We start from the raw sequence: 23,633 nt of genomic DNA, 5'->3' as shown, positions 1-23,633 counted from the left end.
CTTTCCACAATTGCAATGTTGATGATGCCGTATCAGGCAACCCATAGCGGGAAAACGGGGATCATCGCTGATGGGTGCTTTTAGCGGCTTCCCTAGCTTAGCCTCTGATAGGCCAGAGCAAGGGCATTTTCGTCGCCAACATTGCCGGGAAAGAGCACTACGGGCATGGCTGCAAATTGAGGATGGTCAGCTGCGGTACGGACGACCGAGACTCCGGGCAAGATCTGTCCCAATAACCGGGTCGTGCGGAGGGCGAGTCCCTGACTTAGGGTGTCGTTAGAGGTGATGCCCCCTTTGCTGATCAAAAAGCCCAGGTCGCTGGGCAAGCCCCGCACAATGTCCATCAAGAGACCTGACACCTGCTCTCCAAAGGCAAGGCGAATTTGCACATCGGGAAAGGTCAGTTCTTCGCGACTCGTGTAAATCGCGGGTGTTTGGCCCTGTGCGTGAATTTGGCTGACCTGGGCCAGGGTGGAGTCTAAGAGGCGAGATCGCCCAGCGGCCCAATCGTCCAACATCTGCGTCACATCGACTTCGACGCCAACAATGCCGGGGGCTTTGAGTAACTCGGCCAGTTGCTGGGTGGTCTTTTTCACATGGGAGCCAATGAGAATCGCGCCGGGATGATGGTCTTTGACGTATTGCGCCATGTCTTCGGCGGCGATGGGCTGGGGAGGCAGCGCTGCCAACGCGGTTAACAGACTCGCTGCACTGCGAAATAAGAAGCGCTTGCCGTCAGCAGCGGCGGCCAAAACTTCTTGGGCAAAGGTGTTCAAGTCTGCTTGGGTTTCGCCATCTACCGCCACACACACATTGCCTTCGAGCCTCATTAAGGCATCTGAAACGCCCGATCGCATTCGCTCTAGAGTGAAGCGTTCGACTTGCTCAGGGGCGATCGCGCCTCCGGTTTTTTCGGCCACATAGTCCGGCAGATAGGCGGTGCTGTAGCCAAAGACAGAATCTTTCGCAAATTCCGTCTCGTGGGCGGGCACGGGGGTGCCATTTTGCACGACGTAGTGGATGCTGTCGCGGGTAATGCGGCCCCCTTCGAAAAAGGCGGGCACCATGAAGTGGGCGTCAAAGGGACCCAGTTCAGCCGCGATCGCATCCGTTTCGATCGGGTAGTGGCCCCGCAGCGTCGAGTCCGAACGACTGACGACCAAAAATTCTTCAACGCCCGCTTGGGGAATAGCCACCTTCAGGTTTTGACACACTTCTCGCGTGACGGCTTCGGCCTGCTCCGGCGACAGTGCTCGTGTGTTCGTCAGCACAAACATCAGCGGTGAGTCATCCTTTAGACCCAGCACCAGCGTCTCGACATCCCACTGCAGCAACAGCAAACAGCTATGAACCGTCTGTGATCCGGTGGGATCGTCATCCAGCGCAATAATCTTCGGCGTCGTGCCCATCGCTCCTCCAGCAGTTTGGTCGGTCTACTGTCCAGAGTGCCATATGGCGGGGATCGTTGAGCGGCGTGTGAGGGTAGCTGGGTGGATGAGGTGAGCGTAGTTAAGTCGGTGGAGTCGGTCACAGTTAAGGCGATCTGGCAAAGCATTGCCATTCGTAGGGTGTCATTAGCGCAGCGTAATGCACCATAGCCCAGCATCTTGGCTGAATCAGCCTAATTCAAAGCTTCCGATCGCTGTTTCTTGAGATCGTCAATCAATCCGGCGAGTTTGTTGCTGTCGGCGGTGTAGACTTCGCCGCAGAAGTGACAAGTGGCTTCGGCCCCGTCATCTTTTTCGATCATGTCTTGCAGCTCATCCACACCGAGCATTTTGAGGGCTCCCAACATGCGATCGTAAGTGCAAGGACAGTGGAAGCGAATGTTCATCGGTTCGGCGTCGTGCAGAATCTCTAGATTCAAATCGCCGACTAGCGCTTCAAAAATTTCAGGCAGAGTTTGCTTGTCCAGTAGCTTGGGCGTAAAGTCAGCCAGCGTGCCCATGCGGGACTCAAGCAGCGAAATCAAGGATTCATCGCGCGCGGCTTTGGGCATCACTTGCAGTAGCAAGCCTCCCGCCGCCTCGACGCCTTGCTCATCGACGTGCACACCGAGCGCCAACGCCGAAGGGGTTTGTTCAGACGTCGCCAGGTAATAGGTAAGATCTTCGCCAATTTCGCCGGAAATCAGCTCTACTGTGCTGGAATAGGGCTGACCGTAGCCCACATCACGCACCACATAGAGGTAGCCGTTGCGCCCGATCGCGCCTCCCACGTTCAGCTTGCCAGTTTCTGTCGGGGGCAGTTCAATTTCGGGGCGATCGACATAGCCACGAACACTACCATCTAGTCCCGCATCGACCATGACCCCGCCCATCGGCCCATCGCCTTTGACTCGCAGATTGATGTGCGACTCGGCCCGTTTCATGCTGGAAACTAAGAGTAGCCCCGCCGAAATCGCGCGACCTAAAGCGGCGGTGCCGACGTAGGTCAGTTGGTGGCGCCGTCGGGCTTCTGCTACTAAGTCGGTGGTAATGGTGCCGACAATCCGAATGCCGCCATCGGCGGCGGTGGCCCGAAGGAGTTGGTCTGCCATGCAAACGTCCTGAACTGAATTCACGTCATCTTTTCGTTAGTGCCATTGTAAGGACTTTTGGAACCGCTTGAGGAGGGTGGATGGGTGAGAGGGTGGCAGGGTGGATGGGTGTGAGGGTGGCAGGGTGAGAGGGTGGATGGGTGGATGGGTGAGAGGGTGGATGGGTGGATGGGTGAGAGGGTGGCAGGGTGAGAGGGTGGCGGGGGGTGTGGGTGAAGTTCCGTCGATGGTTGGCAGGTGAGTCACTTTCAGCGGGCTAGATTTTGTCGCAGAATTGAGAGGGGCAGGCATCTGGGCGGTATCTTGCTAAGGAATGGAAATTTAATTAAGTGTGGACAGCCGTCTCGGCTGTTCCAGTGCAGGCAAGGTGCCTGTCCGACAAAACTGAGATTGTAAAAATTCCGATTCCTTCAGTGGAGCAGGCGTCAGCAGGGAGTGAAGTATGGGTGGATTAGCAGCTAAGGCGATCGCGTCGGTACAGCGATTTCAGCAGCAGGCAGCGGGTCTGTTGCTGTATCAGTCGGTGTTAGAGACGCCGATTAGCCGAGCGTGGCTCAATTTGCTCGACGCCCTTTGCCGAGAAGACTCCGCTGAATGTTTGATCGCCTACGGGCACTGGTTTCGGGAATTAGCCGCCGCACAGCAAACCTGGCAGGGGCATTTGATTGAGCAAATTGTGCGATCGGATAATCCCTTCTCGCAACTGGCCCAGCGCCTCCCAGTGCAGGAATTGCCCCCCGCCCTTTTACATGCCGCCCAGAGTGACCTGCGTCGTCTCCAGGGCCTCTATGCTTGTCGAAGTCAGCAACTCAGTCAATGGGTGCAAACGGTTTGCCAAGTGCCCGAGACTCCTATCGTGTGGCACTTAGACACGGAGTCCTGGCCTGAGGTCTCCTTTCCGGCGCTACCGGACTGGCAGACTGGCCTGATCGAGCTAGCGACCTATTACCGTCAGCAAGGCATTGGTCCCATGGGGCAATATCGCGTGTTTCGCTGGCAAGCGGATACGCTGGTCGGCGTACCACATCCTGATCCCGTGCAGTTGGACGATTTGGCCGCCTATGACGATCCGCGTCAACGGTTGATTCAAAATACGGAGTTTTTGCTGGCGGGATACTCCGCCCTGCATGTGTTGCTATACGGCAGTCGCGGTTCGGGCAAATCGTCGCTGGTGAAAGCGTTGGTCAATGAGTATGGCGATCGCGGTCTGCGGCTGATTCAAGTCGATAAGGCGGGCATGACCGAGCTCCCGGCGATTGTGGAGCAAGTGCGAGACTTGCCGCAAAAGTTCATCATCTTTGTGGATGATTTGTCCTTTGAAGAAGATGACGACGCCTTTAAAGCGCTCAAGGTCGTGCTGGAAGGCAATGTGACCGCCCGTGCCCAAAACGTTGTGGTGTATGCCACCTCCAACCGCCGACATTTAGTGCGGGAATACTTTAGCGATCGCCCCCGCCCCAGTGATCAAGACGAAATTCAGTCTTGGGATACCCTGCAAGAAAAGCTGTCGTTTAGCGATCGCTTTGGTCTTACCCTCACCTTTGATGCAGCTGATCAGAAGACGTATTTAGCGATCGTGCGTCACCTCGCGACGCAAGCCCAGCTCCAGATTGACGATGAGACTTTGCAACAGCGAGCCCTCCAGTGGGCGACTCGGCACAATGGCCGTTCTGGCCGCACCGCTCGACAATTTATCGACTTTTTGCAGGCCGAACTCGCCATCCGTCACTAGCTATCGATTTTCGCAGCGGCGGCGATAACACTTTCCCGCATGCCGCCGAGCTCAGTTGGACGACTTTTGGCGAATAGCGAGAAACAGTCGGATGCCGCCTCTATCTGTCCCCACGAAACGTGGTCTGTTCCAGTTTTTTCGGGCATTCTTGAGAGAGGTCATGGCTCCTGTATGCTTGCAGCCGACAACTTTGTGTTCAGTAGTTAAGCTGATGACCAAATGTGATGTTACTGTTACAGAATCTAAGTGGCAACACCATAAAGGTTTGTGATAGTACTGTTAACTCAGCGCGGTAAGGAATAATCGTCGGGATGGCTTCAGAATCTCAACTCAGCAACATCTTTATCGTCGAAGATAGTAAAGGCCGCCGCGAGATTATCCTAGACGGCTCAGTCTATTCCATCGGCCGCGACCCGAAGTGCGACATTCGCCTCTCATCACAGTTTGTGTCGCGTCACCATGCAACCCTGGTGCAATTGCCCAAAGACGACAACACCTTCTATTACCGCATTGTTGATGGCAACCTCAAGGGCAAACCCAGTGCCAACGGTATGTTAATCAATGGTCGCAAAGTACCTGCCCATGACCTCAAAAATGAGGACGAAATTGTCTTTGGGCCACAAGCCAGAGCCATCTTTTATCAACTGCGGCGCGACTCGACGAATCCTACGCCACCGGATGAATTTGATATCACTCTAATCAGTCCCAACATGGTGGATGAGTTAGAGGACGACGATGATGGCGACACAGCAGGTTAAGGCCGCGCTGTATGCCTGTTTTGCCTCTAGCGTTTCTAGCCTGGAGGCCTATGACTGCACCGTGCATCTACGCTGGCTTTGCTGTTGACCATGGTGAGCGGTTGTCTCTCCCATGCTCATTAATGGCACCTGATCGCGCTGCTCTGCTAGTACAGCGTTGGACCGGAGTTGATGAGACGGTAGCGTAGTGTCGAGTCTACGAAACCCACAGATTCAACAGTTTTGTGGATTGCACTGGGTTTTATCTCGGCTACAGTGCACCTGATATTCAGCATTGTTTAGATCACTAGGCATCTGTTAAGGCTGGCAAGTTTCGAACAAGCTCTCAGCGTCCCCGATACATTTTGGGTATGGTTTTAGAGATGAAAATTGAATTAAGTAGCAACAGCCGTCTTGGCCTTTCAATTCATTAGCTTGTTTCCGAAACTTCTCCTTAAAGTTGTCCCAAAATTGTGCTGAGCCGTTCAAACTGTATAGGAGCCATTCTGCACAGTAGAAAATTCATGAATCGTCTGACCCGTTCCCTAAAATTCCTGGTACTTAGCATCGTTGGCGTGTGTTTAGCTGTGTTGTTGGCGCTAGGAGGAACTTGGTCTCATCAGACTGTTGCCTATGCCCAGGCTGATGACGTGGTGACGGAAACCGATGACGCGGTAGGGGCGCTGCTGGACTTTGCAGAACTGACTCAAAATCTGGAAAAGCAAGAAGGTTTGCTGACGGTCTATAGCAATGTCGATCGCGGCGAAGCTTACCTGGCCCTCACGCCCCGGCAGTTCAATCGCAACTTTTTGCTCTCGGCAACGTTGGAATCCGGTTTGGGAGAAGCGGGGCTGTTTCGCGGCTGGCCGATCAATGATTTTGTGATGCAGTTTCGCGCGATGCCGGGCGATCGCGTGCAGGTGGCCGTGCCTAACACGTACTTGCGCAACACTGGCGGTGAAAGTTGGCAACAACGACTCCAAGAAACGTCATTCAGCGATTCCATTATCTTCGTGGTGGATGTGGTCAGTATCGACCCCAGCACGCAGGCCAAGCTGATCGATTTATCGACCCTGCTGATGGAGCGAGATTTAGCCAATCTGACCGAGGGATTGGGCTGGGCCTTGAGCAATTACAGCCGTAATCCGGAGCTGTCGCAGCTCGAGTCGTTGCAGATGTTTCCTGAAAATCTGGAAGTAGGCACTGTGGTCGGTTTTGTCGGTGGGGGCGCGACGGATCCGCTCGCCGCATTGTTTAGCTTTTCCCTGGATGGCATTCCGGATAGTCGGGGCTTTGCCTTGCAGGTGCGCTATAGCCTGTCGGCATTGCCAGTGAATAACAGTTATCAACCGCGTCAGGCGGACGAACGGGTTGGCTACTTTACCACGGCATTTCGAGCCCCCCAGCAAGTTCGTCGTGCTGATCCCTTTGTGCGCTACATCAATCGCTGGCATCTCGAAAAGCAAGATCCCCAGGCTGAGATGTCGCCCCCCCAAGAGCCCATCGTGTTTTGGATTGAAAATACGACGCCACCGGAATATCGCGAGGCCATTCGCCAGGGCATTTTGGTTTGGAATGAAGCCTTTGCCGCAGCGGGGTTTCAGAACGCTATTGAAGCGCGACAAATGCCGAATAACGCGACTTGGGATCCGTCTGACGTGCGCTACAACGTGGTGCGCTGGTCTGATTCGTTGAGCAATTGGGCCATTGGGTTTGGCCCGTCGCGGGTGAATCCGTTGACCGGCCAGATTCTGGACGCGGATGTCATTCTCGATGCCAATGTCATTCGCTATTTGCGGCAGCTTTATCAGGGACGGGGGCTGGATGCGCCGAATGGTTCGGAGTTTTATCTGCAGTTGTGCGGTCAGCGATCGCAAACCTGGTATTTGCAATGGCTTGCCATGCAGCAAGCGGGCGAGGCAGGGCTGGAAATGACCCGCAATTTAGAAGGTTGGCCGACGGAGGGCAGCAACCAACGGCTGACCGATGATCACTGTGCCGGATACCTCAACGCCCAACACAACGCCTTTGGTGCGTTGGCGCTGTCGACGCTATCGGGAGCCGATTTTTTGAGTGAGCAGTTGGACGCTTTTATCCAACAATATTTAGTGGCGCTGACCGCGCACGAAGTCGGACACACCTTGGGGTTGCGTCACAACTTTGCGGGCAGCCTGCTCCTGGCGCCCGAAGACCTGAACGATCGGGAACTTACGACTGCTCAAGGTTTGGTGAGTTCCGTGATGGACTACTTTCCCCCCAATGTGGCCCCGCCCGGTACGGAGCAGGGAGAGTACTTTCCCAGTCGGTTGGGACCCTATGACCTGTGGGCGATCGAATATGGCTATCGCGAAGCGCCGCCCTCTCCTCTGGGCCGTGCGGAGCAACAAATGCTCAGCCGTATCCTGAGCCGTAGCACTGAACCGGCCTTGGCTTATGCCACCGATGAAGACATTTTTGATTTCATCGACCCAGAATCGAGCGCCTGGGACCTCAGCAGCGATCCTATGCAATATTCTCTGTGGCAACTCGACAATGCCCAAGCCGTTTGGGATCGCCTTAACCGCCTCTCGGTGAATCCGGGAGAAGGCTACGGTAGCTTGCGCCGTCGGGTCGATCTCGTCTTCAATTACTTTTTTAGCAACGCGCTGACCTTGACTGACTATGTCGGCGGGCAGCGTTTTCGGCGGTTAAATCCTTGGGAGAATCGCGATTCTACGCCCTTTGAACCGATCGCCGCTGACAAACAACGGGCTGCCCTCACTGCCTTGAGTGAAGAAGTCTTTGCCGCTGATGCCTTCGACTTTTCCTCGCAACTGATTAACCAGTTGGCCCCCGATCGCTGGCGGCATTGGGGCGTGCGGCTCACCAGTTTTCCGCTGGATTATCCGATTTATGAGCAAGTGCTAGAAGTGCAAAGCGTGACGCTCAGCCAATTATTCCTCGCCGATCGCTTAGCTCGCGTCCGCGACCTGGAGTTTCGCACCGACGCCGAGGATGTGCTCACCCTGTCTGAGCTATACGGGTCGATGTACCAGAGTATTTGGTCAGAGGTCATGAACTCTGATGGCAACCCGCCCGAGATTTCGAGTCTACGGCGGGGGTTGCAGCGCCACCATCTCAACATCCTGAGCAATTTGGTGTTGCGACGCACCTTTTGGGATGCCCTCAACGCCCAGAGCTTTAACGAGTTTATGGCGACCTTGGGGACGATCGGGGCACCAGAGGATGCGCGGGTGCTGGCCCGCTATCAGCTACGACAGATGCAGGATGATATTAGCGATGCCCTCTCCCGCGACGGCGATAGCATGGCGATTACCACCCGCGCTCATTTAGAGGATGTGCGCGATCGCATTGCTCGCGTCCTCGATGCGCCACTCTTGGGCCTCTAAAGCTCCAATGTTCCAAAAATGACGCCCCCCGCCAAACTGAATCGACGGAGGGCGCTGGATCAAATCGATAGACAACAGTCAGTCTAATGCTTGCGGCCCAACTCACCGGTAAACGGTTGAACGCCAGTTGCGGGATAGTCATCATGAGCCGGGGCAAAGAGTTCTAGCACTGCTTTTGCCAGCTCACCAAAGAAGCCCGGTTGCTCTTTAATCGCGGGAATTGCTTTTTTCATGTCGTCCTCCGAAAATTCAAAACCGTGTTGCTTGGCTAAATCAACGATCTTTGTTTTCTCATCGGCTTCTTTGACCTGTTCCGATAGCGTCGAGTTATCAGCAGCTTGCTTGAGGAAGTCGAGGGCGTTTTCTTTAGACATATACAGCTTTTGAATGGTGAATATACTTTTAGTCTGCTCGGGTTCATGGCGAACAAACTAAAACCGCAATAGACCCTTGCAAATCTTGAAACGCTGAAACATGACAAAACGGGAGCAGTCGGTCTGACTCCTCCCGTTCGTGAATCATCACTTGTCTGACGTGAACGACTGACCGCTTCGTGGCTGGCTGTAGGGGTTCGGCATTGCCAAACCCCTACGACTTTCCGGAACTCGCTTAGCCCACCAGTTCTTTCACTTTGGCTACCATGCTAACGGGATCAATGCCCTGATGGAGTCGGACCGACTCCTCCCGTTCGTGAATACTCAATGGCTCTGCGTGAACGGCTGTAAGCTTAGAGGCCGACTATAAGGGTTCGGCATTGCCAAACCCCTACGACTTTTGGGAGCTTGCTTAGCCCACGAGCTCTTTGACTTTGGCCATGATGCCCGTGGGGTCAATGCCCTGATGGGGAAACTGTTCCCAAAGGCCGCCGCAGCCTTCTTCATGGGTGCCGATGTAGGCAAACTTCGGCGTATAGCCTCGCTCCAATAGCCAGGACCCAAAGCGACTGCCCAAGCCTGTGCGACGGTTAAAGGCTTCCGTTACCAGCACAAACGGCGCTTTGCCGAGTTTCGCCATCATGTCTTCATCAACGACGTTCAGCGTCGTTTTGTTGATCAGACCCACGTCGATGCCGTCTTGCTTCAGTCGCTCCACCGCATCGAGCGCGCGGTAGACGGAGTCCCCAAAGGTGACAATGTAGCCTGCCGTGCCCTCGCGAATCACTTCATCTTTACCAGGGGTAAAGGTGTAGTCACCGCCATAAATCTCATTACCACTGCTATCCAATAGATAAGGGACTTTAGAGCGGGTGGAGAAGATGAAGCGTAAACCGGGATCGTTAAAGACCGCCTTCACCACTGCTTTCATCTGGTTCGCATCGGCGGGGAAGTAGAGCTTGGTGTCGTAGCCGTCATCTAACCCGTTGTCGGCAAACATGTTGTTGAGACCGAAGTGGCAGGTGTTGTCGGCCATGTCGTCAATGCCGGAGTGGGAGAAGTGACACAGCAGGTTGGAGTAATTCAACCGCGCCATGGTGATCTCAGAAATACACATTTCTAAGAAAGCGGCGAAGGTCGCAAAAATGCCCTGTTTGCCCTTCTCCATGCCAAAACCGGCGGCAGCGGACAGGTTGCCCCGCTCTTGGATGCCGCCGCTGATAAAGACTTCGGGATGCGCCTTGCGAATTTGGGCGAGACCGCAGGAACCTTCCAGATCGCTATCCACCACCAGGACGCTGTCTTTGCGGGTGGTTTCGTCCATGCTGCCCAGAATTTCGACCACGGCATCGCCAAAGACGTTGCGGTTAGCGCCGACCTTGTCGGAGGAACCGAGAAATTCGTAGGTGTTCTTGGGTTTCTCAGTGGTTTTTAGAATGGTGGCGGCTTCTGCATGGCCTTTCGCTTCCAAATACTTGATGGCGGCGTCCACCGGAATCACATCGTGACCGTGGGTGCTGCCTTCGATGCCCTCAATGCCGACGGACATGGGCCGCTTGTTGATGATCGCGACGGGGCCGGGGGTGGCGATCGCTTTGCAGATATTGGCGTAAAGTGTGTCGAGGTCTTCGCCATCACCTTCTAGCACCGTGAGGCCATGACCTGCCAGGGTTTGCTTGACGCTGTACCCACCCATGTAACTGGAGGGATGCCCCGCGATCGTGACATCGTTGTCGTCAATCAGCAGTTTCACATTGATGTGGTTCGCTACGGCGAGACGCGCGGCTTCAGCGTCGTTGCCCTCTTGTTGAGAACCGTCAGAACCGAGGCAGAAAACCGCTTTGCCAGGATTCGCCAGGGCCACGCCGTTGACATAAGGCCACATGTGACCGAGACGACCGGAACTAAATTTGACGCCGGGGGTTAGGCCCAACTCCGGGTGACCGGGTAGGGTGGAGCCGGCGGCGCGATACTGCATCAGTTGTTCGGCTGGCAAGTCGCCGTTCAGGGTGGCCATCAAATATTGGGTGGCGACGCGGTGGCCTGCTTCGTCAAAAAAGGTGGGGACGTACTTGTCCTCATTGCCTCGGAAAATCGCATCCAAGATCATCACCTCGGGGACGGTGTCGTAGGGCCCGCCAGTGTGGCCACCCACGCCGCGAGCAGCACCCGTAGCGGTGAAAAAGACGATCGCATCGCGGCATAGTTCGATATTGAACTTGAGCGCGGCGCGCTGTTCATCCGTTAGGGTGGGGACTGAGGGATCAAGGGTAATGCGTTTATAAGCGCTGAGGTCAATGGGAAACTTCGTCATAGTGGCGAACCTGTGTGAACAACTGTGGGTAAATTAATAGGCGCGTGAGGCGATCCCTATCCTTTCATATTTGCGGGCAATAGTTAAGAAAACGTGATGCCCTCCGTATCAATCTAGAGCGATCGCGACCCATCGTCTATCAAGAGGCGGTTAAAATTTGACCCTATCGGCGAGCTAATTAGGACCAGCGGCGAATCGGTTTTCCCTGGGTCAGGAGTTCAGACACGGTGACAAAGCGATAGCCTTCGGCAAGGTATTTGTCCAAAATCATTTGCACCAGGGTGACGGTGTTGCTGCGATCGGCCCCTTCGGACTCGCCATCGCCGTCATGCATCAGCACGATCGCCCCGTTGCCAAACTTGGGAGCCAGCAGCGCCATCATTACGTCCGGTTCTTCGGGTTTCCAGTCGTTCATCTGCACCGTCCACAAAATGTTGGCCTGGTCGCGTTGCTTGAGCACGTGGGGCAGCGTGAACCAACTGTGACCATAGGGCGAGCGGAAGGGAATCGGCTGGGTATACCCCAGGTCGCGCAGTAGTTGATCGGTCGATTCCAGTTCATCGCGAATCGTGGCAGGCGATTTGGTTTTGAGGCTGGGATGGCTCCAGGTATGGTTCCCTAGTTCGTGTCCCTGGGCCATCAAGGTCTGCACAAGTTCGGGATGCTGCTGCACATGTCGCCCCATGACAAAGAAGGTGCTGGGGGCTCCCGCATCGGCGAGGATTTGCCCAATTTGCTCGGTGTAACGTGGGTCGGGGCCATCGTCAAAGGTGAGTGCCACCACTTTTTCAGCGGTTTGTACCTGATAAATGGCGTCGCCAAACACCCAGGGCGCGAGCAGGTAGCGGTTGGGCCACAAAGCCCGATCAAACAGGAAAATCGAGAGCGCGATCGCCCCCACAATCGCCAAAAACCGCAGCCCTTTGCGGAGGGGGCGAGATCGCGGCGGTGCGATCGGTTTGGGACGGTTAATTGTAGGCTGCATCGACTCACCGCAGATTCCATAACCTTTGTATTGAATCATCAAAGTTGATTAGCAGCCGATAACTTGTGAGCCTATGTGGAGTGAATGTGGCTTAAACGGTTAATGAGTGGGGCGATCGCTCTCGGCTGGATCGGTACTTTTCTAGCACTGTGTTATCGAAGCGGCTAATCGGTTCGTGACTTATGCTTCAACTGTGGACAGGGCTGGGACGGATAGCCGGAACCGATGCATCAGACGGGGGCTGTTGGCGGCCATGGCACTGCGACCGTGCAAGACGCGCCGATTATCCATGATCACAACCTCGCCTGCCTGCATGGCGAAGCGCACCGATCGCTGGGATAGTGCCAAGTAGCGTTCCAACTCATCGATCGCGGCCTGGGCAGCGTCCGACAACGTACACTGCTGGCTCAGCGCCGAGTTGATCTGTTGTCGGTAATAGCGAATCTGCACCTCGTCACCCTCACCCTGCAGAATTGGGTACCGCTTTTTGGCGGTAAATGGAAAGATCGGCTGACGCAAGTGACTGACCAGGTCTGCGGGCAGGTCGTGCACCAAATCCGCCGCCGACAACATCACGCTCTCGCCGCCGCCCTGGGGATCGGGGCGTGCCATCGCAAATGCCACCAGGTTGGGGGGGACGGTCTTGTTGCTGCAATCGGTATGCAGTGGCAGGGCATCGGGGGTGCGGCTATAGCGGGTCACCTTGCCAGGACGCGCTGCCTGTTGCGTATCCACCTGGATCTTGGTGGTCGAAATGCGCGGCAAGTCCCTGTCAGCGATCGCCTGCGGCTGCCCCATTGCCGTCAACAGGTTGATGACCCCATCGAGATCAATGGGCTGCTGGTCTGTCACCAACACTAGCCAATGCGGCGGAGTCCTGAGCGCGGTGAGCAGTTCAGCTGCAAGTTTGCGGGTCGCCTCGGTGGCGAGTTGGCCTGTTGGTCCAACAAATTGAGCCAGGTGTAATCGGGTCATCGATTTAGGGTTGCATGGATTCAGAAAACAGGGTTGGATAAAGTCCAATTTTGCTGGGCAGATATCTTGCCTGAGCTTGGGCAGCCGAGACGGCTGTCCACACGAAAATAAATTCCCATTCCTCAGCATAGTGACGTCAAAACTTTGGGAGAGTGGCCATGATGTGGCCCGACGTGATGGTGATGGGGCGCGATCGCCTCTCTGGGGCAGGCGCATAGACGCTATGGGATAGGCGACATTTTCGCGGTGAGCCGCCGGTCGAGCATGGCTGCAAACGCTGCCGAGACGTTTTCTAAATGGGGGCGGGTGTAGGGGAAGTTTTCCGCGTGGTCGAAGTTGTGGCGCATGGCGGCGTTGGCCTCAAACACGATGACGTTGCCCTCAGCGTCGAGGGTGAAGTCAATGCCGAAAAAATCCAGCCCAATGGTGTCGCAGATGGCGTAGAGCGCATCGAAGGCTTTGGGGCCTAAGTACGCGGCGGGATCGTTCAGGAACCGTTGCTCGTCTGCCTGAGTGGAGGGCGTGGACGACATGATGCGATAGCGATCGCCCGAATGAATTTGCCAGGTGTCGCTGGCTAAGCTGGCAACGGGAAACAACTCACCGTCAATGAAGAACACGCGGGTCTTATGGTAGTAGCCGTCTGGCCAGCGGCAATCGATAAAGGCGGTGGCGTAGACCTCGGTGCCTGGGGGTTGGGCCGCTAGCCACTCGACCAGGGCTGGACGGTGGTCAACCTTTTCCACCGTTTTGCCCGTCTGCGTCCCGCGATGGCGCACGATCATCGGGTAGCTCAGTCCGGTTGCTTCTATTTGAGTGGCGATCGCCGCTGCTGCCCCTTCGAGCCGGAACAGCTCGGCCTGCGGCAGGATGACGTGGGGGAGGACGCCCAGGCGGCGGGCGTTTTCGGCGCGGGTGGTGTGGCGCACCTGGCTGGGTGGGTTAATCACGGGCACGTCTGGGAAGTTGGCCAGGCAGGCTTCGACGTGGTTCAGCCCTATCGGGTCCAAATCAGCGCAACTGACGCCATTGACGATCAGGTCAACACCCGGCAGCGCCTCCGGCCCGATGGGGTTGTGGCCGGACACCGTGCCGACATAGAGGTTGCAGCGGCTCCGGTCAATCAGATTTTTGCTAGAAAAGTGGCCCCCTTTGAGCCAGCAGTACCGCAAGCCCGTTTTCCGATTGGTTTTGATGCCGAAGTAGCTTTTTTCTACCGAGCGCAGACGCAGAATGTTGGGGCGGTCGGGATGGGGATGGTTGGGGGCGGCGATCGCGTCGAGCTGCACCCAAGCCGCAATGCAGTGTCGCGCTTTGGCGGTTTCACCCGAGCGGCGGTACAGCGCTGCCAGCATTTTGAGTGCTTCGCTGCCCAACGGCCTATTTTGTTCCGCCTGGGTGAGCAGACGACGCGCGGCTGAAAACCGACTCAACTGAAACAGCAGGACGCCGAGCGATTCGAGGTTGGGCCAGTCTGGCGTTGCCTGTGCGGCGGCGAGCTGGGCATGTCGTCTGGCCGATTCCAAATCTCGTTGGTCGGCATAGGCGATCGCGAGTTGCAACTGGGCATCGGCGATCGCGGGCGAACCGTTCAATGTGGCCTCAGTCGATTTCGGCATCGCGGTTTTAGCCCTCCTGTCAGTCGAAAATGTGCGCGGCGTCCGTTCTGAAGAACAGGCTCAGCTCATATCGACGATCAAAGTAGGTATTTTTCTCCGCAGTGCTTGAAGACGATCGCTGTCAGTTTCTGAGAGGTGATCAAATGTTGGCGGCGATCGCCCCCACAATTGCTAAAAACCGCAGCCTTTTGCGGAGGGGATGCGATCGCGGTTGCACTTTCGGCTTAGGTTGTGGACGGTTGATTGTGGGCTGCATCGACTCACCGCTGATTCCATAACCTTTGTATTGAATCATCAAAGTCGATGAGTCGCCGATACTTGTGTGCCGACATGGAGCCAATGTGGCTCAAACGGTTAATGAGTGGGGCGATCGCTGCTAGTTCTTGATGAGTGACGCGCTGATGGTAGCGATCGCCAGCAATTCTTGAAAAATGGTCACAGGTGGAAGGCGTGCCAACCAAAACCTTTAACGACCAAGCTCACTGGATGCAATAAACCTTTATAACCCAGCTAAGTAGCTTGTAGCGTTCCTGTACAGAGATTGGTTATGCCTCTGGCTGCTCAGATGGCAGCTGTGACTGAATAAAGCCGTGTCCACGATCAAACCGTGCAATCATTTTACAGTTGAGTTGTCTAAGTTCATCAATGATGTCAGGACTATCAAAATCTTTAGAGTTTCGATTTAAGAAGCAAGCCTGTCCTGGTAAATCCTGTCGTAAATGAGTAATAACTGATGCATATACAAGGGCATCTTGTGGTGTTAAGTCGTAAGTAGTTTCATAAGAGGCTGCTTCACTCAATATATTGGCATTGAGCGAAACAATTTCTCCAACTTTAAGGAGCCGATCGCGACATTGAACAAAACGATGCCTTTCTTCCTCATTACTTTGAATCATTAAGCTAGCAATATCCTGAATACTCTTGATACGGCTTGCATAAGGGGCTGTTCGTAAAAGCTGCCGCAACTCAGCATCTAACGACTGTTGCAGTTCTCGACGGCTTCGTGCTTGACGGCTCAGTTTTTCATGAGGTTCAGCAAGGCTATAAGCTGGAAGGATGAGCTTTGCTTTTCCTGCTTCACAAAGTTGTAAAATCTGTTCACAACTTGAACATTGCTCTTGCTCAAAGGTTAGTTCTAGAACGAAGTTTGTCTCAACATAAATGTTCACGCAGCTAACCCATGCTCAAGCTTTCCTCCAGCTAAGGCAGCATAAAGTCCTGACTCAATTAACCATTGCTGAGAAGCATCAAGGTTTTCAGGCAACTGTTCTGAATGAATTATTTCTCCAAGCCAAGACATAACAATAAGCTCTAAACTAGCTCCACTGATTTGGTCAGCAGTTACTCCTGCTCTCTCAAAGTAAGGCTGAAGAATTGGAGAGGCATTAATAGTGTAGGTAGGTTCGCCCTGATCCTGATAGGCCTCAGCATCAGACCATAGGTAAAATTTATCTGGAAACACCATCAAAAAATATGGAGCTTTCGGGAAAGTTCCGTGTGCAAAGATATTTCGACGTAGCTTGGCGGCCCATTCTGGCGACACATCGGTTTTGCGTTTGATCTCAACGACAAGAGCCAGTTGTCCGCTACGATTATCAACTGCTAAGTCCCAACTAGAATCAGATCCAATAGCCATAATTAGCTTCTCCCGCAAAACCGCTACTGACTAATGCTAACTCCTAGCTAGCGGACTTTTGGGTGCATCCTCACCAAGATCTAAGAGGCATAACTATTGATTGACTGACGCATGTTACATAACTTCCCTATATGGATGTATAGGTGGAAATATGTCAGTCTAATACCCTGATGTGGGTGATTAAGTAGACGAGTTCGGTGTAATCAGTCATGCATTGTGGGTTTTGGTTTGCTTGTGGTTTATTTACTGTCATCGATAGCATCTAGCGAGTGACATCGCTCATGTAAGTGCCCCACAGCTCGGCGGCATTGCCGCTGCTGCCGTTGGTGGGTGTGTTGTCGTCATTGCCCAGCCACACGCCAGTGACCAGATCGCGATTGGGCACGTAGCCGACAAACCACAGATCGCGGTTGTCGTTGGTGGTGCCCGTTTTGCCTGCTTCGCCTAGGCCGATAAAGGCGCTGCGTCCGGTGCCGCCTTGGATGACGCCTTGCATGAGCCCGGTGAGGGTTTGGGCGATCGCTGGCGAGATGGCCTGTTGGTTCGTGTCGCCCGTTTGACCAAATTCGTAGATGACGCGGCAGCTATTGGCGTCGTTGGGGTCGGCGCAGTCGCTGCTGTCGAGCACGCGCCGGATGCCGTGGGGCGGATTCCACACGCCGTCGTTGGCGATCGCCCCAAACGCCCCGGTCAGCTCTAGCGGCGTCACTTCACTTTCGCCCAAGACTAGACCTGGTGCCGGGTTTAGGTCGCTGTCGATGCCAAGGCGTTGAGCGGTTTGAATCACCGAGTTGAGGCCGACCTCTTGGGCAATGCGCATGGCGATGACGTTTTCCGAAAGGGCCAGACCGTCATGCATGTTCATGGCTCCAGCCCCAGAACGGCACCCGTCGAAAAATTGGCCGTTCCAGGTTAGCCCGCTACAGTCAAACGTCTGTCCGGGGGGAATGTCATCCTCTAGCGCGGCGGCATAGGCAAAGACTTTGAAGGTGGAACCGGGCTGGCGCAGTGCTTGGGAGGCGCGATCGAACTGGCTGGACTGGAAATCGACGCCGCCGACATAGGCGCGAATGGCAGCAGAGGTGCTATCCAGGGTGACGATCGCCCCTTCGCTGTAGTTCAACGCGGCGCCGGTGGTGGTGATATGGCTTTGCAGGGCCGCTTCGGCATCGGCTTGCATGTCCAGATCCAGCGTGGCTTCGACGATGAAGTTGCCTTCCCGCGCCAGGCCGCTGCCCAGCACCGTTTCTAACTCGCGAAAGATGTAGCTGTAGAAATAGGGAGCGCGGATACTTTGCAGTTCCTCTCGGGCGTCGGGACTAATTTCGATGCGCGATCGCCGGGCGCGGCGGGCTTCTTCGGCACTCACCATGCCGAGGGCCGTCATGCGATCGAGGACGCGATCGCGATAGGCCACCGCGGCCTCATAATTCGTCACCGGGTTAAAGGCATTGGGCGCGGGCAAAATGCCCACTAACGTCGCCGCTTCCGACAGATTTAGATCCTTAGCCGGTTTGCCAAAGTAAAACTGGGCGGCGTCTTCAAAGCCGTATAAATTGCCGCCGAGGAAGACCCGATTCAGGTAAAACAGCAGCAGATCATCCTTGCTGTAAAAGCTTTCGAGCTTCAGCGCGACCACCGCTTCCCGCACTTTGCGTCCGGCGGAGTCGTCCGTGCCCACATATTCCCGATAGACGCTGCGGGCCAGCTGTTGAGTAATGGTGCTGCCGCCTTCGCGGATTTCGCCGCCGCGAATGTTGGTCACCAGGGCACGGGTAATCCCGAGGGGATCAATGCCCAAATGCCAGTAATAGCGGGTGTCTTCGGAGGCGACCACCGCTTTGGGCAAGTAAGGGCCGTAATCGGCGATGCGGCGATTTTCTTGGTGGGCTTGGGTCGGTTCGGGCCGCAGGGGCACGACTTCGCCCCCTTCTTCGGCGTAGATGACCACTGGCCCCTGCACCGACTCGGGAAAGGGCCGCATGGGAATTTTGGGCCACTCCAGCGCCACAATCCAAAAGCCCACGATCGCCGTGATGCCGGTGAACCCATACAGCCCATACTTCAGCCCTTGCATGTAGGCGGGCGGCGGATCGACGTAGCGCAACGTGACGCCGTCGGCCAGATCTGCTGGGCCGAGGGTTAACACATCGCCATGCTGCATCACCCAATAATTGAGGCGCTTTTTGCCGTGATACAGGCCGTTGGTAGATTGTTTATCCTTGATGACAAAGGGCCGACCGGGCCGATTAGGGTCGCGGGTGATCGAGGTGTGAATCTGGCTGACGATGGGGCTATTGACCACGATGTCGCTCTGTTGGGAACTGCGGCCCAGCAGGTAGCGATCGCCCAGCAGCGGAAAGGTTTCGACCTTGTCCTGATAGGACACCTCTAGCTGAGCGGGACGCGCCCCCGACTTCAGCGCAATTTTGGAAAAGTCAATTTTTTGCTGCACCGCCTTAAAGGCTTGGGTCACATTGCCCAGCAGGGTCTGAGGCGGGGGCGGGGGTGAAGGTGGCGGTGACGAGGAACTCATACGCGCACAAAAAAGAACTGATGAATATTCTACTGACCGACGCTCGGAGACACCGTATCGATAGGGGCGATCGCCAGACTGTCCCTAGGGCCTGTCCTCATTTAATCGTCAAAGGCTGGCGGCAGACAGACGACAGGCCCTCGTCTGTCTCGGGAGTGCGAGCGCGAAAATGCTTGCTCCGCCAGGGTTTTGGCAGGAAGTGATGATGCGCCCTAAGAATTCAGCTTTTTACCGCCCTTTTTGGCCGGTTTGCCTCCGTTCCCCCCCGAAGTGTCGTCATGAGACACCCGAAACGCCGCAATAATCAGGCACGCGATGCCGATATTGATGCAAACATCCGCCACGTTGAAAATCGGGAACCGAATCAGGCGGAAATCAAAAAAGTCCACCACTTCGCCGTTCAGAAAGCGATCGATGCCGTTGCCCACTGCACCGCTGAGAATGCAGCCGTAGCCGACCTGCTCCCACCGATTGGCCAGGGTCACCAATAAGCCCAACGCGATGAGCGCCAAACTGACGAGGAGCGACAGCCACCGCAACCAGTCGCCATTTTCACTAAATAGGCTGAAGGCCGCCCCGGTGTTGGTGACATAGGTCAGGTGGAAGACGCCCGGCCAGAGGGGAATCGTCTCTGGGGGAATGGTGAGCTCAAAATTATTGACGACCCAAAGTTTGGTGAGTTGGTCTAGCGCTAAGCCAATAATTGCCGCAACCCAAAAATACGGATTTTTAAGCTTGTTCATAAGCCTCAATAAAACAAGAGTTGCCGCAGCAGATAAGCCGCCACCGAGACGGCACATACCATAATGAGCTGTCCTGGCAGCGGTGCCAAGGAGTAAGCCAAAATTGCCTCCCAAGCGGGAAAGGTCACCTGCTGTAACCAGCCCCCCAGCGAGGCGATCGCTAGATAGGCCAACCCACAGCCGTGAATCACGCCCAAACCGCACAGACTGCTGAACGCCAATGACTCCAGTTTAGGGCGATCGCGAAACGCCAGATACCCACAAACCCAGGCCGCGGGAATAAATCCCAGCAAATAGCCAAAACTCGGCTCTTGCACGTAGCCCAAGCCGCCGCCTTGGGTGAAGATGGGCAAGCCAAAAAATTGAAAGAGTAAGAGCCCCAGGGTGATGTAAGCAATCTGGGCCAGGGTCGCCGCATTTTTGCCACCGACGCAGGCCGTGAGTAAAACGGCCCCGACTTGAAAACTGACGCCCAGGGAATAAACCTGAATGCCGGTTTCACTCCAATCCCAAGGGGCGTTGGTAATAAAAGCTTCTGACCACGTTGCGGCGATGGTCAGCACCAACCCAATTAAGGCCCAGAGAAGATCTAGAGGTGACACTGCCCGTACACTCATACGCCGCTGCAAAAGGCATATTGTATCGCTCTGCGTCCCAATCACTCCGCAATTTTGCGGATTATCACGCTGAATTTTGCGGGGGCGGGGCAGTGGTCGCATCGGTTGAGCTAGCGGTGATGAGGGAGTCCTCTGGAGGCGCCTCGCGCCCGGTCTGCGGCCAGGCTAAGGCGGTAGCTTCGTCATCTGACAGTTGCTGAAACAAGGGGGGCAACATCAGCGATGCGCCGCAGCGTTTGCAAAAGAGCGCATCGGGATCATGCAGCACCGCACCACAGCGATCGCAGGGCCGCTCTACCGAATTGGAAACCTTGATGATGCGCCGGATCAGGTCGCCTAACTGGGTGGGGATCAGGGCGATGCCCGTCAAAATCATCAACATGGTGCACAGCCGTCCCGCATCTGAAACCGGGGTGATGTCGCCATACCCCACGGTGGTAATGGTGACCACGGCAAAGTAGGCCGCATCAAAAAAGGTGCTGAAGGTTTCCGGTTGATAATGTTCTTCAACCTGAAAAATCAGGCCGGCATAGACGAAGATGATGCCGATGACGGTAAAGATGATGCGTACCACGGCAAGGGTGTCGGCAGCAGTAATGCGGGCCAGAATGGCGCGATCGCTTAACAGGCGAGCCAACCGCAACACTCGTAGCCAGCGCAATAACTGGAGTCCCGGCAGGTTAAATACTCCTGGCACTAGGGAGACGATCGCCACAAGATCCACCAAGCCGTACACGCTAAAGACATAGCGCCACCAGCGCTCGGCAGTCCACAGCCGCAAGCCATACTCTGTGATGAACAAGAGCAAAATAGCACCGCTGGCCAGATGCAATAGCGGGTGCCAGGCAGGGGAAACTTCATAGGTGCTGAGCACCACTAGCACGCCAGCGGCTACCGTCAGCAGGGCGATCGCTCCCGTCACCCAACCGCCCGTCTCGCGGTTGGTGTCATCCAGATAGGCAGCGATCGTCGATTTCAGCGTCATGGCAGCAGTCCGCTAGCTGCCTCGATTTTACGGAAAAATCGCTGAGGATGGATCCGGTAGACTCGTCTGTTCAGCAAGTGGACTCATCGCTGGAGCGATCGCTGCAGCCAACTGAGGCTGATTTCTGCGATGAGCGCGAGCAAGGCCACCGGCACCGCCCCGACGAGCAAGATCGCCGGATCATAGGCGGCAAAGCCCAACACGATAAAATCCCCCAGCCCTCCCGCACCGACAAACGCCGCCAACGTGGCACTGGCGATGACCTCCACCGTGGCGGTTTTGATGCCCGCGATCATCACAGGCAACGCCAGGGGAATCTCGATTTGGCGCAAAATTTGGGACTGATTCATGCCCATGCCTACTGCCGCTTCTTGAATGGCGGGGGCGATAGTGCGGAAGGCCACGTCAGTGCTGATCAGAATCGGCGGCATGGCCAGCAGGGTGAGGGCGATCGCTGCTGACGCGAAACTGAGACCCAACACCGGAATCGCCAAAAACAGCACCGCTAAACTGGGAATCACTCGCAAGGCGTTGAAGCCGTTAATCACCACTGTGGAAACCGTTTTGGACTGGGCACTCCACCAGCCCAGCGGCAGCCCGAAAACAATCCCAATCGTCAACGGCACTGCTACCAACAGCAAGTGCTGTTGCAGTGCCGCCACAAACTTGTCACTGTTGTCGAGGGCATAGGCCCAAGCTTGCTGCCACATGGCGATCGGTGATGACTGGTAATGGGGAGAACTCTGCGGCGGTGCCGGTTAACCTCAAAGATTGCCGGGCAGTTTCGACTGGCCCACACGATACGTCTCACCATATCGCAAGACTGAGGAGGTTTCTGGAAAAGAGGTCTTTACTCGTAGGGGGGCATGAGCGCAGCGTGATGCACCACAGCCGGGTCTTTTGTTTTTAGAGATCTCCTTCAGTCGCATCTCTCGATACGGCTAAGGTGTCCATGGGCTGCAAACAGTCGAAAAGCAGCCGATGAAAGGCGCACTCTGACACTGCACGGCGGTCATCCTCGCTGCCCATGAAGTCAATCGTGCCCTGCTGTCAGGCCCTAGTATTGAAAACTGGATGCCGCGACCAACGAGACCACAAACCCCAACATTGAGCCGACGATGACCTGCACTGGGGTGTGTCCCAGTAGCTCTTTCAGGCGCTCCTCATGAAACTCCGGTGTTTCTTGGAAGAGTTCATCAATTATTTGGTTCAAGATTCTGGCTTGCTTGCCAGCGGCTTGTCGCACCCCAGCGGCGTCATACATCACAATGACGGCAAACACGGTTGTCACCGCAAACGCCGGACTGGCCCATCCCATTGTTTCGCCAATGCCACAAGCCAGCGCCGTCACCAATGCTGAGTGAGAGCTGGGCATGCCCCCGGTTTCGACTAATACCCGGACGTTAATTTTGCGATGCACAATGAGCTCGAAGACTAGCTTGAGCAATTGTGCGATTAGACACGCGATCAGCGCCACAATCAGGACGCGATTCTGCAAAATTTCACCAATGTCGTGCATGGTTTCTAGCGGGATATCAATGAGTCCGGTCAACAATAAAGTCGGCAAGGGCCACTAAAGGCTGGGCCGCTGAGCCAAAGCTCTCTAACACGCTAGCTTTGGCGGTTGCCACCAGCGTCTGGGCCTGCTGTTTGGATTCTTCCAGGCCCCAAATGCTGGGGTAGGTGGCTTTTTGGGCAGCCAAATCTTTCCCCGCTGATTTGCCGAGTTCTTCGGACGTGGCGGTGATGTCGAGAATGTCGTCAATGATCTGAAAGGCGAGGCCAATGTTATTGGCATATTGCGAGAGGGTGCTGACCTGAGCGTCATCGGCTCCCGCCAAGACTGCGCCTGAAGTGACGGAAACCCGAAGCAGCGCGCCGGTTTTATGGGTGTGAATGTAGTTGAGGGTGTCTAAACTCACGTCGGTTAACCCTTCTGAGGCCAAATCGACAATTTGTCCGCCCACAAGCCCTTCGGCCCCCACGGCTTTGCCTAAATCAGCGATGACCCGCAGCGTGTGATCGGCGGGGACGTCTTGAGTTTGCGTGGCGACAAATTCAAAGGCATAGGTCAGCAAGGCATCCCCCGCGAGAATGGCGACATCTTCGCCATAGACCTTGTGGTTCGTCAGCTTGCCCCGACGATAATCGTCGTTATCCATCGCGGGTAGGTCGTCATGGATGAGGGACATGGTGTGAATCATTTCCAGGGCGCAGGCGGTGGGCATGGCCATGGCGTCGGTGCCCCCGAGCAGTTCGCAGGTGGCGAGGCAAAGAATAGGACGTAACCGCTTGCCGCCAGCAAGTAAGGAGTACCGCATCGCTTCGTAAACCGTTTCGGGATACCCGATGGAGAGCGAGGCATCAAGGGCGGCTTCGACGCGCTGTTGGCGATCGCGCAAATACGTTTTGAGGTCAAAAGTCATTTTGGTCGAAGAAGTCATTCCCCTAC

The 23,633-nt window shown here is 55.5% G+C and carries 19 protein-coding genes; 3 read left to right on the top strand and 16 right to left on the bottom strand.

What is annotated here, in order from left to right; translation table 11 throughout:
• Positions 1-92: 92 nt before the first annotated feature.
• Positions 93-1,409: a four-carbon acid sugar kinase family protein gene (locus tag DYY88_RS04790; RefSeq protein ID WP_039725779.1), complete on the bottom strand. Its 1,317-nt coding sequence runs from the start codon at positions 1,407-1,409 to the stop codon at positions 93-95.
• Positions 1,410-1,621: 212 nt separating this feature from the next.
• On the bottom strand, positions 1,622-2,539 hold the full coding sequence (gene hslO, locus DYY88_RS04785; protein ID WP_039725778.1) for an Hsp33 family molecular chaperone HslO: 918 nt from the start codon (positions 2,537-2,539) through the stop codon (positions 1,622-1,624).
• A gap of 442 nt (positions 2,540-2,981) precedes the next feature.
• Here hslO and DYY88_RS04780 point away from each other — a divergent pair, with 442 nt between their 5' ends.
• The 3 genes from DYY88_RS04780 to DYY88_RS04770 all read left to right on the top strand — a co-directional run bounded on the left by DYY88_RS04780 (position 2,982) and on the right by DYY88_RS04770 (position 8,397).
• Complete coding sequence (locus DYY88_RS04780) at positions 2,982-4,271, top strand: ATP-binding protein (RefSeq protein WP_039725776.1); 1,290 nt, start codon at positions 2,982-2,984, stop codon at positions 4,269-4,271.
• Between the two features lie 311 nt (positions 4,272-4,582).
• The gene (locus DYY88_RS04775) at positions 4,583-5,029 is read left to right on the top strand and encodes an FHA domain-containing protein (RefSeq protein ID WP_039725775.1); all 447 of its coding nucleotides are present in this window, start codon (positions 4,583-4,585) and stop codon (positions 5,027-5,029) included.
• A gap of 503 nt (positions 5,030-5,532) precedes the next feature.
• On the top strand, positions 5,533-8,397 hold the full coding sequence (locus DYY88_RS04770) for a zinc-dependent metalloprotease (RefSeq protein ID WP_052288263.1): 2,865 nt from the start codon (positions 5,533-5,535) through the stop codon (positions 8,395-8,397).
• 83 nt (positions 8,398-8,480) lie between these two features.
• On the opposite strand, the gene DYY88_RS04765 is transcribed toward DYY88_RS04770, so the two are convergent.
• The 14 genes from DYY88_RS04765 to crtE form a co-directional block, all read right to left on the bottom strand.
• On the bottom strand, positions 8,481-8,771 hold the full coding sequence (locus DYY88_RS04765; protein ID WP_039725774.1) for a Nif11-like leader peptide family natural product precursor: 291 nt from the start codon (positions 8,769-8,771) through the stop codon (positions 8,481-8,483).
• A gap of 412 nt (positions 8,772-9,183) precedes the next feature.
• A complete protein-coding gene (locus DYY88_RS04760; protein WP_039725773.1) occupies positions 9,184-11,085 on the bottom strand; it encodes a thiamine pyrophosphate-binding protein in 1,902 nt (633 codons plus the stop codon).
• Between the two features lie 178 nt (positions 11,086-11,263).
• Positions 11,264-12,070: a polysaccharide deacetylase family protein gene (locus tag DYY88_RS04755; protein ID WP_052456667.1), complete on the bottom strand. Its 807-nt coding sequence runs from the start codon at positions 12,068-12,070 to the stop codon at positions 11,264-11,266.
• A gap of 180 nt (positions 12,071-12,250) precedes the next feature.
• Positions 12,251-13,045, bottom strand: a complete 795-nt coding sequence (locus DYY88_RS04750; RefSeq protein ID WP_039725772.1) for a TauD/TfdA family dioxygenase — start codon at positions 13,043-13,045, stop codon at positions 12,251-12,253.
• 221 nt (positions 13,046-13,266) lie between these two features.
• Entirely contained in the window at positions 13,267-14,664 is a 1,398-nt protein-coding gene (locus DYY88_RS04745) for an ATP-grasp domain-containing protein (protein WP_039725770.1), read from the bottom strand.
• A 545-nt stretch (positions 14,665-15,209) separates the two neighbouring features.
• Positions 15,210-15,833: a PIN domain-containing protein gene (locus DYY88_RS04740; RefSeq protein ID WP_044151067.1), complete on the bottom strand. Its 624-nt coding sequence runs from the start codon at positions 15,831-15,833 to the stop codon at positions 15,210-15,212.
• Entirely contained in the window at positions 15,830-16,300 is a 471-nt protein-coding gene (locus DYY88_RS04735) for a hypothetical protein (protein ID WP_039725768.1), read from the bottom strand. Before DYY88_RS04735 ends, DYY88_RS04740 begins: the two co-directional genes overlap by 4 nt.
• A 262-nt stretch (positions 16,301-16,562) precedes the next feature.
• Entirely contained in the window at positions 16,563-18,836 is a 2,274-nt protein-coding gene (locus DYY88_RS04730; RefSeq protein WP_039725767.1) for a transglycosylase domain-containing protein, read from the bottom strand.
• Between the two features lie 212 nt (positions 18,837-19,048).
• Positions 19,049-19,579: a signal peptidase II gene (gene lspA, locus DYY88_RS04725; protein ID WP_044151066.1), complete on the bottom strand. Its 531-nt coding sequence runs from the start codon at positions 19,577-19,579 to the stop codon at positions 19,049-19,051.
• Positions 19,580-19,584: 5 nt separating this feature from the next.
• On the bottom strand, positions 19,585-20,196 hold the full coding sequence (locus DYY88_RS04720) for a biotin transporter BioY (protein ID WP_039725766.1): 612 nt from the start codon (positions 20,194-20,196) through the stop codon (positions 19,585-19,587).
• A 64-nt stretch (positions 20,197-20,260) separates the two neighbouring features.
• Complete coding sequence (locus DYY88_RS04715) at positions 20,261-21,181, bottom strand: ion channel (RefSeq protein ID WP_063776164.1); 921 nt, start codon at positions 21,179-21,181, stop codon at positions 20,261-20,263.
• 83 nt (positions 21,182-21,264) lie between these two features.
• Positions 21,265-21,891, bottom strand: coding sequence for an ABC transporter permease (locus DYY88_RS04710; RefSeq protein ID WP_201278949.1), 627 nt, complete (start codon positions 21,889-21,891; stop codon positions 21,265-21,267).
• Between the two features lie 347 nt (positions 21,892-22,238).
• Positions 22,239-22,748: a divergent PAP2 family protein gene (locus DYY88_RS04705; RefSeq protein ID WP_367889262.1), complete on the bottom strand. Its 510-nt coding sequence runs from the start codon at positions 22,746-22,748 to the stop codon at positions 22,239-22,241.
• Positions 22,717-23,625 (bottom strand): geranylgeranyl diphosphate synthase CrtE, encoded by a 909-nt coding sequence (crtE, locus tag DYY88_RS04700; protein WP_039725764.1) that lies wholly within the window; start codon positions 23,623-23,625, stop codon positions 22,717-22,719. Before crtE ends, DYY88_RS04705 begins: the two co-directional genes overlap by 32 nt.
• Positions 23,626-23,633 lie beyond the last annotated feature (8 nt).

Origin of the sequence: Leptolyngbya iicbica LK (assembly GCF_004212215.1) — a bacterium.
GTDB classification, from domain to species: Bacteria; Cyanobacteriota; Cyanobacteriia; order Phormidesmidales; family Phormidesmidaceae; genus Halomicronema; species Halomicronema iicbica.
Note: the sequence above shows the minus strand (reverse complement) of the source record. Positions and strands in the feature narration are given on the sequence as shown.